This window comes from Veillonella sp. VA142, from assembly GCF_003992135.1.
GTDB lineage: Bacteria > Bacillota > Negativicutes > Veillonellales > Veillonellaceae > F0422.
On record NZ_RQVN01000009.1, the window covers coordinates 12,149 to 24,572 of the forward strand.

10 protein-coding genes are annotated in these 12,424 nt (G+C 40.5%); 1 reads left to right on the plus strand and 9 read right to left on the minus strand.

Translation table 11 applies throughout. The features are described from left to right. Positions 1-29: 29 nt before the first annotated feature. The 3 genes from EO117_RS04845 to EO117_RS04855 all read right to left on the minus strand — a co-directional run bounded on the left by EO117_RS04845 (position 30) and on the right by EO117_RS04855 (position 3,845). Positions 30-902 carry a 2-oxoacid:ferredoxin oxidoreductase subunit beta gene (locus tag EO117_RS04845; RefSeq protein ID WP_126939376.1) on the minus strand — a complete coding sequence of 291 codons (873 nt, stop codon included), beginning with the start codon at positions 900-902 and terminating at the stop codon, positions 30-32. Next, on the minus strand, positions 902-2,653 hold the full coding sequence (locus EO117_RS04850) for a 2-oxoacid:acceptor oxidoreductase subunit alpha (RefSeq protein ID WP_126939377.1): 1,752 nt from the start codon (positions 2,651-2,653) through the stop codon (positions 902-904). Before EO117_RS04850 ends, EO117_RS04845 begins: the two co-directional genes overlap by 1 nt. Before the next feature lie 496 nt (positions 2,654-3,149). Further along, positions 3,150-3,845 carry a GntR family transcriptional regulator gene (locus tag EO117_RS04855; RefSeq protein ID WP_126939378.1) on the minus strand — a complete coding sequence of 232 codons (696 nt, stop codon included), beginning with the start codon at positions 3,843-3,845 and terminating at the stop codon, positions 3,150-3,152. Positions 3,846-4,012: 167 nt separating this feature from the next. Here EO117_RS04855 and EO117_RS04860 point away from each other — a divergent pair, with 167 nt between their 5' ends. Beyond that, positions 4,013-4,957 carry a diacylglycerol kinase family protein gene (locus EO117_RS04860; RefSeq protein WP_126939379.1) on the plus strand — a complete coding sequence of 315 codons (945 nt, stop codon included), beginning with the start codon at positions 4,013-4,015 and terminating at the stop codon, positions 4,955-4,957. Between the two features lie 69 nt (positions 4,958-5,026). Here EO117_RS04860 and EO117_RS04865 read toward each other — a convergent pair whose 3' ends face one another. The 6 genes from EO117_RS04865 to EO117_RS04890 all read right to left on the minus strand — a co-directional run bounded on the left by EO117_RS04865 (position 5,027) and on the right by EO117_RS04890 (position 11,957). Beyond that, entirely contained in the window at positions 5,027-6,469 is a 1,443-nt protein-coding gene (locus EO117_RS04865; protein WP_164727493.1) for a glycosyl hydrolase family 28-related protein, read from the minus strand. A 96-nt stretch (positions 6,470-6,565) separates the two neighbouring features. Next, a complete protein-coding gene (locus EO117_RS04870; RefSeq protein ID WP_240632583.1) occupies positions 6,566-6,898 on the minus strand; it encodes a hypothetical protein in 333 nt (110 codons plus the stop codon). Then, the gene (locus EO117_RS04875; RefSeq protein WP_126939381.1) at positions 6,888-8,150 is read right to left on the minus strand and encodes a DNA repair protein; all 1,263 of its coding nucleotides are present in this window, start codon (positions 8,148-8,150) and stop codon (positions 6,888-6,890) included. The genes EO117_RS04870 and EO117_RS04875 overlap by 11 nt, the downstream gene beginning before the upstream one ends. Positions 8,151-8,408: 258 nt before the next feature. Next, positions 8,409-9,281, minus strand: a complete 873-nt coding sequence (locus EO117_RS04880; protein WP_126939382.1) for a CoB--CoM heterodisulfide reductase iron-sulfur subunit B family protein — start codon at positions 9,279-9,281, stop codon at positions 8,409-8,411. Continuing rightward, positions 9,281-10,237, minus strand: a complete 957-nt coding sequence (locus EO117_RS04885; protein WP_126939383.1) for a succinate dehydrogenase/fumarate reductase iron-sulfur subunit — start codon at positions 10,235-10,237, stop codon at positions 9,281-9,283. The genes EO117_RS04880 and EO117_RS04885 overlap by 1 nt, the downstream gene beginning before the upstream one ends. Position 10,238: 1 nt before the next feature. After that, positions 10,239-11,957, minus strand: coding sequence for an FAD-binding protein (locus tag EO117_RS04890; protein WP_126939384.1), 1,719 nt, complete (start codon positions 11,955-11,957; stop codon positions 10,239-10,241). Between the last annotated feature and the right edge of the window lie 467 nt (positions 11,958-12,424).

The following is a 12,424-nucleotide window of genomic DNA, read 5'->3' on the forward strand; positions in this document are numbered from 1 at the left end:
TTTACACTCTTGTAAGAGATATGTCGTTTCTATTTGAACTCGTTGCAAAGAGCTGCAAACATCTCTGCATCTGGTTTCACCACGTCATGTATTAATGCACGAGCATGTGGACCACCGTTAGCAGCATATAACGCTTGTTCAAAGGATGGTTTTGTTGTATCTTGGTAAATCAAACCTGTTACAAGACCATTTGTTTCACCTAGTGTAGCAAATGCTTGTGCACGATTTGTTGGATCATAACCTTCTGGCAAATTCACCAAATTATCTTTGAAGTAATCATAGCCATTTTGTTTATTATACGTTACACAAGGGCTGAATACGTTGATGAAAGAGAATCCTTCATGTTGCATACCTTGTTTGATTAAATCCACTAATTGTGCACGGTTTACCATGTAACTTTGCGCTACAAAAGTAGCACCAGAAGCGATGGCTGTTTCACAGATTGGCAATGGACTTTCAAAAGAACCATGAGGAGATGTTTTTGTCACAAATCCCACGTCAGAACGAGGAGATGTTTGGCCTTTTGTCAAACCATATACATGGTTATCCATAACCACATAGGTAATATTTACATTACGTTTGAAAGCATGAATCGTATGGCCCATACCGATCGCGAAGGCATCACCATCACCACCGCAAACCACAACGTTCATATCTTCATTCGCCAATTTCACACCTTGTGCATACGGAAGTGCACGACCATGTGTAGTATGCGCACCATAGGCATAGAAGTAACCACCGATACGGCTAGAGCAACCGATACCAGAGATAACAGCCAATTTTTCAGGCGCAATATCAAGAGCTGCTACTGCATCAGCAATAGCTGCTTGTACCCCGTAATGACCACAACCTGGACACCAGTTAGGGCGGATATCATTTCTATATTCATTTGCTGTTGCCATTATAAAACCTCCTTAATTGCCGCTTTTACATAAGATGTTGTAAATGGATTACCATCGTATTTTAAGCAACTAGAAAGTTTTTCTTTATTCGGCATATGAATGCGGAACAAGTTAGTTAATTGACCTGTCGCATTTTGCTCGCAGATCACAACCTTTTTAGCACTATTATAGAATGGTAGCAATTGTTCTTTCGGGAATGGTTTAATCAAACGAAGTTGTAAATGGTTCACTTTGTGACCTTCTGCCTCCAATTCCACTACTGCTTCTTCAATAGCACCACGGCTAGAGTTAATACCGATCACAAGAACATCTGCTTCCTCATGTTTTGCATTGTTCAAGAATGGTTCATATACATCCGCTACTGTAGATAATTTACGGAAACGTTTGTCTGTTTGTGCCACGTGCATAGAAGGTGCTTCTGCTGGTTTACCTTCTTCGTTATGCTCTAGACCTGTAGACAAGAATAATCCGTTTTTCATACCTGGTATGGTACGAGGGGAAATACCGCTTTCAGTCAATTCAAAACGTTTGAAGTATTTAGGATTTTCCAATGCGGGTAAATCTTCTTCTTTCATCAAATTACCACGTTCGATACCAACACGGTTCAAATCAAATGTTGGTACAGATTGTTTATTCAAGCCTTGTTGCAAATCAGGCATAAAAATAACTGGACATTGGTATTGTTCCGCCAAGTTGAAAGCATGTTGAATTTCGTAGAAACATTCTTCAATACTTGTTGGAGCAATAACGATATTGGAATAATCGCCATGCGCATTATAGCAAGCTGCATCGATATCGGATGTTTCCACTTTTGTAGCCATACCTGTAGATGGGCCAGAACGTTGTACATCGATGATTAGCATTGGCAATTCAGCCATAGATGCCATAGATAAAGACTCAGCCATCAAGCTCAAGCCAGGGCCAGATGTACATGTGAAGCCACGAACACCAGCGTATACGCCACCCATAGCCATCATACATGCAGCAATTTCATCTTCTGTTTGTACCACAGTAGCACCAATTTTATCCATTTTCTTAATCATGTATTCCATCACTTCAGATGCTGGAGTAATCGGATAGGATGCCATGAAACGAGAACCTGCTGCAATGGCACCCAATGCTAATGCTTCATTACCAAGCAAGAACATTTGATCTTTTGGCTCTGGTTTATCTAATGTATCTACTTCTACATCGCCCAATTGTTCTTTTACAAGTTGATAGCCCAATTGGAATGCTTGTAAGTTTTTGTTAATAATATCTTCAGATTTTTTCGCAAAACGAGCTTTAATAGCTGTTAAGAACAACTCTGTTTCAAAGCCTAATAAGGCAACGGACATGCCCAATGCCACGATATTACGCATCAACAAGGAGCCTTGTTGTAATGCTGTTTCGGAAATTGGTAATGCTAAGCATGTTACACCAGTACCTGTGAAAGCTTCAAAATTAGGATTTACTTTGCTATCACAAATAATAAAGCCGCCATCGCGCACTTCTTTACCGTGCATATCTACAGTTTCTTGGTCAAGTGCTACCAAGAAGTCGATATGCTCGCCGACTGTCATAATTTGTTCTAATGCGATACGTAATGCAAATGTTGTGTGACCACCTTTGATACGAGATGCAAACAAACGTTGGCTGTACAAGGAATAACCTTCTTTGGCAAGAATAGTAGCTAAAATTTCGCCACAACTTTCAATACCTTCACCTTGCTGACCGCCCATTTTCCAGATAAAATCTTTACGTTTTTGCAAGAGATTCACCCTCCTTAGGATTGTAATATAGGACCACAGAAAGACTGTATTTATTCAGTGTTTTTGATACACATCAATCTCTCAAAGTTCACCTCTTATAATAGCATTTTTAGTATATTTCATCAATAAAAAATACAAAAACCTCGGCCAAGAGAATAAAGCCGAGGTTTTTGTATTTGAGAAAAAAGAGAGAGAACATTTGAAATAGATTCAAATGTTTTGTTGGGGCAATGGGGGGCGCCCCATCGGTAAAAGTAGGGTCTTTTACCTGGGAAGGTATAAGATGAACCCTTCCCTATTGTAAGTTAGGTAGATAAAGAGAGAGATCTTTATCCAGCAAAGGTAGTGTGAACCCTTTGCTTGAGTTATTATAGCAAATGATTGTGTAAAAGTAAACACATGAATTCATAAATTCCTAGCTTTTTTATATATTTTTTATATATAACACTATAAATTATTAGCATCACAACCTATGAATCCGTCTACTACTAGGTTTTTACTTTTCTTTCTGTTTTGCCAACAGCTCTGCATGGGCCTTTTTAAATACAAATGCATTGCGAACATGCGCCCGCATCCGTTCTTCTGCTAATTGCCCATTACGCTCATGGATTGCTTCCATAATTTGTTGATGTTCTAAATCACAAGAAATGGTACGCGTTTTATCTGACGTACTAATATACATATCACGGTTCACCATCTCTCGAAAATCTGCTAAATAATCTGCCACACGATCATTACCAGAAAATTCCGCAATCAATGTGTGAAAGCGACTATTAATGGCTACCCGCTCCTCTGGATTTTCCGTATGAATTCCTGCATCGCACACTTCTTGTAATTCTGATAACTGCTCCTCTGTGCATCGTTCTGCACAAAGTCTAGCACCCAAGCCTTCCATTACTTCGCGACATTGATACATGGCTACAATCTCCTCCGGAGAGTAGCCTTTCACCGTAACGCCTTTCCACGGTTTAATCACTACAAGATTATCTTTTGCCAGTTTACGAAATGCTTCCCGTACTGGTGTGGCGCTCACATTTAATTGTTCTGCAATACGCACTTCACTTAATTTCACTTTTGGCTTTAAAGACCCCGTTAAAATAGCTTGCTTTAACGACATATATACTTGCTCGCTCAGCGGCAGTCGTCCAATTGAGTCAATACTATGTAAACGATACTCTTCCGTCTTATCCATCGAATCCCCTCCAGGATGTTACTATTCTATACTTTCACCTAGTCTTGGCATACGTAACATATTTCTTTCATTATACGTGAAATAGGTCCTAAAAATCAATGAAATCTAATGTCCCTGTGATATAATAGTAATAACTAATGTATCTGTGTATAGAATAGGAATCAACTATGAGTCGTTGTCTAATTATCATAAACCCTGTATCAGGTGGTGGTCGGGCTCGCCGATACGTAATGGAACTACAATGGCAACTAAGCGCCCTCTTTGATCGCTTAGAAGTAAAATTTACCCGACAATCCGGCGATGCTACCCGCTTCGCCATCGAAGCCTCTAACGAAGGATTCGATGCCATCTTTTGCATGGGCGGTGATGGAACCATCAATGAAACTGTCAACGGTATTGTGAAAGCTGGCTGTCGTGCCAAATTCGGTTTCATCCCCCTTGGCACTGTCAACGATATGAGCCGTGCTTTGGGCATCCCCTTACAACCATTAGAAGCTATTCACGGCTTAAAAAATAGCACCATTCGCCATGTCGATGTAGGTCGTTGTAATGATTCGTTTTTTTGCAACAATATCGCCATTGGGGTCATCCCCGAGGTCGTTGCCTCCGTCACTCCAAAGGAAAAGCAATTACTAGGTCCCTTAGCCTACTTTGCCAAAGGTGGTCAAGCCTTATTTACAACCAAAGATTACCGGTTCCGCATTACTACCGAAGAGGGGACCCAAGAGTTCATGTCACCATTGGTCATCGCATTGCTAACCAATGTAGTCTCTAGCTTTGAACATTTCATGCCTACCGCTTCCGTAGATGACGGGTACATGCGTATTATCATCTTTAAAGAATACTTCATTATGAACCTATTTTTTATTTTACCACTGATTCTAAGCGGTTCTATTTATAATTCAAAATATGTAACCATTTTGAAAGTCAAACAAGCTCGTATCGAAGTATGTGATACTATGGATGCATCCACCAACATGGACGGAGATATCGGTCCTGATGCTCCAGTAGACTTAGAAGTATTACCTAAGTTTTTACAAGTGTACGTTCCTAACAAGCGTCGCAAAAAAACACAAGGATTATTCTACAACCCCTTACAACCTAAAATCTAGCCCTAATAGATACTGAATATACAACAGAGGAGAGTTGAATCATCAACTCTCCTCTGTTATTTGTTAGCTTTACAATTCCACCGTAGTACGAATCCATTCGATAGGACTATTCCGTTTGCTTCCTATATCTATTTGTTGCGCAATCCCTCGCAATCGAGCATCTCGTACCGCAATATCACGAATACCTCCACCTATGGTTGTAGTCTCACGAACACGCATAGCTAGTAGTACCTCCTCCATAGTCAATCCTTGTAAGTATATATGCTGAATCCAAGTATTTCCTGTATTGGTAAACACAATGCCTGCACGGCTATGGCGAATCTGTAGAGCGTATGCATTCCACTGTTCCGTAACACTAGATCCTACAGGATATCCTGCTAACACCACAATTCCTTGTTGCATACGTTCCATCACAAGGTTATTCGTCATCAAGCCTATACCATCCCAATGTAAGCCATCCCCGCTGTACATTCCTTCCATGCGCACATCTTGGATGCCTAGTTGGTTCACTTGAGTAGCATCTACCATATGAGCTGATGCATTTCTTAACACCGTATGTTCCAAGAAAATATCTTTCCCATAATGGATAACGACTAAAGAAGATCTTGTAGTATTCCCCTTTTCATAGCTAGCCCCTCTGCGCATAGCCGCTTGTACTTCCGATTTACTTAATAAACCATTTCTATCAATCGTATCTTGCGTTACTATATCCGTATCAGGAGCACTTTCCGTTTGTAAAAGTTCTTCCTTCCACCCATAACCATCAATCGTACCGCCACGAATCACAACCCGTTCTATGGGGCCCTGGTCATCGCCTTCTAAATTTAACAGTCCTAAGTACGGTGTACCTCCTGTTAGCACATAATTAGGTTTCACAAACGCAGCGCTATCATTAACCGCCATTAACACAGCTCCTTCATCTAACTCTAACGTCATATAGCTGTGCAAGAATAACGCACCTGTACGGTACACCCCTCTACTTAGATGTAAAATACCTCCTGCCGGAGTGTCATGTATTGCTTTTTGCAAGGCCTCTGTGTTATCTGTCACTCCATCAGCTACAGCACCATAAGCGGTCGCCTCCAGGCGTGGTTCTTTGGGCAATGTTTTCACTGGTACTTTGGAAGAGTTTGCTAGGATCGAGCCACCTTCATCAACCATCTTTATTTGCACTACATAGACTGTATCAGCCTCTAATCCACCTAAATCCACCCTCGGAATGATAAATTCCCCGTTTGCACTAGGACGAATCTCTTTCACTTTTTCTTGATTAACGTAAATATCATACCCCGTTAAGCGATTATCATTCACTGGGTTCCAAACCAAGGAAATCGTTGTACTAGTAACACCTAACTTAGGTACTTGCAACTCAAAATCGCCTGCTTCTAGCACATATTTCGTCACCGGCGTTGTATATTTCACATACAGATTCCAACCTAACCCTAGTAGCGCCAAGAGTATCCCTACTCCTATGGCCCACCATATATAGGCTCTATATCGTTTTTGTTTCATTATGTCCATCCTACTCTCATGTATTCGCCATCGCTTTCCTATCTAGCATACAGCTTATATGTACCATTCTACATGATTTACAAAAATGGTCAATACTCAGCCAATGGTGGTAACCCTCATAATATGAGACATAGGTACAATCACCCCTTCTACAGTCATCGTTCGATACACCCTATCCATCTGTTCTAATCGCCCTTGCACCGTATCATAGACGCGCCCATTATGATACACCACACTAACTAAATTCCCTATCACTAATCCTTTACACTGTTTGTCCAATACTTCTAATTGTTCCTCTGAAAGTTCTTTACGACTCTCTTTATATTGCGCCGTTTCCTCCAACAACTCCTGAAACCCCTTTAATGCCGCAAAAGGCATAAATTGTTTAGCCCGCTGTAACAAAGTCATTTTCGGTCGTTTATGTTGCATTATGCCCTCCCACCAATGTATTACGAAACTGCATAGTCCCCTCTTCTTGTAAACTGCTAGCACGAAGAATAGAATTACCACCGAACTTTTCTTTTATGGTCAATACTGTCCGTTCCACTTGATATGCTTTTTCTTCCCCATCCTGAGAGGTAGAAAATAAATCTTCTTCCCAAGGTATGGCCTCACGGTTCACCAAGTCATCAAATCCTACCGATAACTGTCGAATCTCTTGATGTGGGTGGGTAGTTTCTTTATACAGATCTAATACTGCCTGTGAAAGTACCTCTAAGGAGCATGTATACTTCGATAAACGTCGCGATCCACCAGTACCTTTCACGGTCCTATCTGCATACCTCACACCTAAGGAGATGTATTTCGTCAGTGCTTTCTCTGCAATCAGTTCTAACAACAAAGATTCCACCATCTCCCGAAGAGGCACAAAACACTCCTCATAAGAATAATTCCGCAGCAGAATTTGTCCCCTCGACAACGAATGTTTAGCCGGTCGATAGGCATGAATCTCTTTCATCGTGCACGTCTCACGCCCCCAAGCATGATCAATGAGCAGTTCTGCATTGACCCCAAACTCCTTATACCATCGTTCCTCAGACACAGTTGTAATACCATGTAGATCTACTACGCCATATTTATGAAGCCGATTAGCAATCCCCTTCCCGATTTGCCAAATATCTGTGATGGGTTGATGATGCCATATCTTTTCTTTAAACAGCGCCTCGTTAAGGACTCCAATTCCCTGTGGTGCATGCTTAGCTAACACATCGAGAGCCACCTTGGCTAAAAACAAATTACTTCCTAAGCCGACTGTGGCATGAATATGAGTCTGTTCTAGTACCTTCTGTTTGAATAGCAACGCTAGTTCACGCCATGTTTTCTTATATAACCGGCTATATGGTGTCACATCAATAAAATATTCATCAATGGAATACACATGAATATCTTCTGGTGCCACATAGTCCAATAAGACGCCATAAATGGAGGCAGATACTTCCATATATCGTCGCATCCTTGGTTTTACCGCCATATATTCAATAGTGGATGGAATCTCAAACAAACGGCATCGATTTTTGACACCTAATTGCTTCAATGCCGGAGAAATAGCTAGTGTAATCGCCCCTAGCCCACGTGATGCATCTGCTACTACCAAGGGAGTTGTAAAAGGATCTACCCCTAAATCTGCACACTCTACAGAGGCATAAAAACTCTTCAAATCTAAACACATATACACGGCCATACTACCCCTCCTCTATAGGAGTATAATAGCATATTTGTTCTATATTTTCAATATATATGTTCGCTATATTAAACCTGTAATACCATAGTGATACATATTATTTTCAAGAGATGATTATATAATACTCTCCACACTTGACTTAGCTCATTGCTATTAAAACCACCTCATTTTGGTCTATAACCCAAGAATAGATGAAGAAAACAGGCTGCCCCAAAGGACAACCTGTTGTAAGTTTGTGTAATTCAATTGTATTTCTGATTATAAGAAGCGGTTCAAGGAAGCAGTGCTTGCCAAGTGACGATCTGTCATACCCATTTCTGCTGGAGTGCAACCCAACGCAAGACCAATTAATTGGCTCATGTGGATGATAGGCATATCACCATTCATTGGAACAGTTGCTTTTGCTTCTTTTTGGAACATATCCAATTGCATTTGGCAAAGTGGGCATGGTGTTACCACACAATCAGCACCTTCTTTTTGTGCATCTGCATTGATAGAACCAGTCATTTGCATTACAGAATCATGTGCAGGGTATACTGCATGGAAGCCACAGCAATCTAATTTACGAGAGAAATCGATTGGAGTCGCACCTAATGCTGTAATTAAATCAGCCAAGCTTGTTGGGATTTGCATATCTTCAAAGCCCATTTCTTCTTCTGGACGAAGGATATGGCAACCATAATATTCAGCAACGCGAAGGCCAGTCAACGGACGAGTCACTTTTGCTTTCAAATTATCTAAACCATATTCGCGGATAAGAACCCACAAGAAATGTGTTACTTCGCTAGTACCTTTGTAGTTCATACCAGCTTCGCCAAGAATGTTGTTTACTTGTTGACGAGTTACTTCATGATCATCAAGCTCTTTTTTAGCTTCACGAAGCATTAACGTACAAGTGTTACACACCGTAAGAATATCTAGACCTTCTTTTTCAGCCAACGCGATATTACGAGCGTTAGTGGAAAGAGTCAATAATGGATCGATATCTTGAACATGGGACGCGCCACAGCAAGTCCATCCGTCTAATTCTTGGATTTCGATACCTAATTTTTTCGCTACTGCAACGGTTGCTAAGTAGTCTTCTTTAGATGCGCCTTCTAATACGCAACCTGGGAAAAATCCGTATTTCATTATTTTCCAGCCTCCTCTACTGCACGACCGATTGTACGAACACCTTCAATACCATTTACTGGTTTATGAGGAACTACCAATTCAAATGGATTGATTTTGCCATGTTTCCATAAACGAAGAGCATATAGACCTTGTTTTGCGGAATCCAATAATCCGTCTGTTTTTAAGCTCATTGTAACTTCGTTTAGACGACCAGTTTGTAACAAGTCTTGTTTGAACGCGATAGCATGACGAGTACCTTTGTTGGACAAGCCAGCTTGTGTCGCTACACGGCGAAGGTTGGAAATATCTTTTTCTGGTTTCAAATGTTTTGGACAACGAGTGATACAGTTCATGCAATGTACACATTTCCACAAGCCATGGTTGAAAGCTGGTGTAGTATGCGCCATTGGGGACACATCACGGGAATCCATTACAAAGCGGTTAGCTTTTGTATATACATATGGATCCAAGAAGTCTTCACGGTTAGCAGACAATTTATTACATTCGGAAGCACAGCATCCGCAAAGGATACATTCTGTGTTCATAACGAATTTTTTGAAATCTGCTGCTGTTTGACGAGTACCAGTTTTAGTCGTGAATTCTGGTTTTACGAAAATCCAAGGAGCTACTTCTTTCAAGCGACTAACTTTTGCTTCCCAGTCAACTACTAAGTCACGGATTACATCAAAGTTACCGATTGGTGCTACTGTGATTTCATCAGAACCGAAACGTTCTGTAATTTCGTCGATTTTAGCTTCACAACCAAGCATTGCTTGACCATTAACTTTCACGGAGCAAGCGCCACATACTGCGGAACGGCAAGCTGCTACGAAAGTTAATGTTGGATCTAATGTATCTTTAATTTTTTGTAAGCCCCAAAGGATAGTACGGTCTGCTTCATAATCGAAAGTATAAGACTGTACATACGCGCGGCCTTCGTTAAAGCGGTGGATATGATAAGTAATTTGTCTCATCTTAGTACTTCCTTTCTTGTGGTTCGTATTTAGTGAACACTACATCGCGTTCGGACATTACGTATTCGCCATTTTCGCCAAGTTTCCAAATAGCGTGTTTTAAGTATTGGGAATCATCACGTTTAGGGAATTCTTCACGAACGTGAGCACCACGAGATTCTTTACGGTGTAAAGCACCTAAAGCAATAGCTTTCGCAACTGTCAACATAGATTTGATTTCTACATAGTTAACGAATGCCATATTGTAAGTACGGTTGGAGTCACCTACATAGCAAGTTTCATATTCTTTAGTTAAACGTTCGATTACTTCAAGAGCTTCATTGATACCTGTTTCGTTACGGAAGATACCTACTTTATTCCACATAGCTACTGCTAATTCATCACGAATTTCAGCTACTGGACGACCAGAAGTACGGGATGTAACTTCAACGAATTTAGCTTCCCATTCTTCAGCTTTTGCTTGTAATTCAGCATCACAATCTGCGAATGTGTTAGTTTGCGCATAATCAGCAGCACCTGCACCAGATACTTTACCGAATACAACGCCATCAGCTAAAGAGTTACCACCTAAACGGTTAGCACCATGGATAGAAATACAAGATGCTTCACCAGATGCAAAGATACCAGGAATTTCTGTAGCACAAGTTTTGTAGTCAACTACGTCGATACCGCCCATGATGTAATGGCAAGTAGGACGAATTGGCACTGGATCTGTTAAAGGATCGCAATGTTCAAAGCAAAGAGCCAAGTCACGGATACCATGAAGTTTTTCAATGATAACTTCTGGTCCTAAGTGACGAAGGTCAGCTACTACGTATGCATCAAGGCCAGTTCCGTTGAAACCACGACCAGCTGCGATTTCATCTTCGATTGCTTTCGCTACAACGTCACGAGATGCTAATTCCATTTTGTTAGGAGCGTATTTTTTCATAAAACGTTCGCCCTCAACGTTTAACAAGTATCCGCCTTCACCACGAACAGCTTCGGACATCAAGATACCAGTTTTACCAAGACCTGTTGGATGGAATTGGATCATTTCCATATCTTTTAAGCCTACACCAGCACGGAAAGCTACTGCCATACCATCACCAGTAGAAAGGAATGGGTTAGTTGTACGAGTCCAGAATACACGGCCAGCACCACCAGTAGATAATACGATGGATTTAGCTTTGATAATTTCTACTCTACCTTTTTTCATATTCCAGATAATAGCACCACCAGCTTTACCGTCTTTTACAACGATATCTAATAGGTACCATTCTTGTAAGAAGTGTACACCTTCTTTAAGACATTGTTCATATGTTGTATGAAGAATTACGTGACCAGTTTTATCCGCACTATAGCATGTACGTGGATAGGATTGTCCACCAAAGTTACGTTGTGCGATTTTGCCTTCATCTGTACGAGAGAAAGGAGTTCCCATGAAATCCATTTCTAATACGCCTTCTGGGCAACGTTGACAGAAGAATTCGATAGCATCTTGATCGCCAAGATAGTCAGAACCTTTAACAGTATCGAATGTGTGAACTTCAGTGGAGTCTTCTTTTGCTACGTTATTTAACGCCGCATTAACACCACCTTGTGCCATTGCTGTGGCAGAACGTGTTGGGAAAATTTTTGTGATTAATGCTACACGCAAACCATCGCGTCGTGCAGCTTCTAAAGCAGCTCGTTGGCCTGCTCCACCACTACCTACTACGAGAACATCATATTGTTCCATACGTACCTCCTCAAAAACACTTGTCTTATTTTGAACTATACCTCTTACATACTGTTCTTAAAATAAGGAACTATGTTTAACTGCATACATGACTGACATATGCATCAATCTTATAGCCTTATTATATACGGTATTCTAAAGTGTTACAATTGTCACACTACCTCCTTAAAAGCCCCTTTTTTACAAGGGATTAAGCCGTTTTGATAACGTTTTTCACAGGTTTGAACTGAGTATATAACAACATATTATTTTCAAGGTGATTCTCATTCAATTTATACTTATACAGTGTACTTTTATCTTTTCCCCTAACGCTCTTGTTATTACACAATTTTTTAGGTTATATAATTTTTTGTCATTATTAAATTTCAGTTTACAGACATAATAACAAAATACTTCTAAAACATTTGCTTTTCTTTACATGATATTTTTTCTCATTAATTATTTTCATATCCTATTATACTTATTTT

What these genes read in the sequence shown, in the direction of transcription:
- EO117_RS04845 (WP_126939376.1), bottom strand. Translation starts at nt 902, where the DNA reads ATGGCAACAGCAAATGAATATAGAAATGATATCCGCCCTAACTGGTGT.
- EO117_RS04855 (WP_126939378.1), bottom strand. Translation starts at nt 3,845, where the DNA reads ATGGATAAGACGGAAGAGTATCGTTTACATAGTATTGACTCAATTGGA.
- EO117_RS04860 (WP_126939379.1), top strand. Translation starts at nt 4,013, where the DNA reads ATGAGTCGTTGTCTAATTATCATAAACCCTGTATCAGGTGGTGGTCGG.
- EO117_RS04865 (WP_164727493.1), bottom strand. Translation starts at nt 6,469, where the DNA reads ATGAAACAAAAACGATATAGAGCCTATATATGGTGGGCCATAGGAGTA.
- EO117_RS04870 (WP_240632583.1), bottom strand. Translation starts at nt 6,898, where the DNA reads ATGCAACATAAACGACCGAAAATGACTTTGTTACAGCGGGCTAAACAA.
- EO117_RS04875 (WP_126939381.1), bottom strand. Translation starts at nt 8,150, where the DNA reads ATGGCCGTGTATATGTGTTTAGATTTGAAGAGTTTTTATGCCTCTGTA.
- EO117_RS04880 (WP_126939382.1), bottom strand. Translation starts at nt 9,281, where the DNA reads ATGAAATACGGATTTTTCCCAGGTTGCGTATTAGAAGGCGCATCTAAA.
- EO117_RS04885 (WP_126939383.1), bottom strand. Translation starts at nt 10,237, where the DNA reads ATGAGACAAATTACTTATCATATCCACCGCTTTAACGAAGGCCGCGCG.
- EO117_RS04890 (WP_126939384.1), bottom strand. Translation starts at nt 11,957, where the DNA reads ATGGAACAATATGATGTTCTCGTAGTAGGTAGTGGTGGAGCAGGCCAA.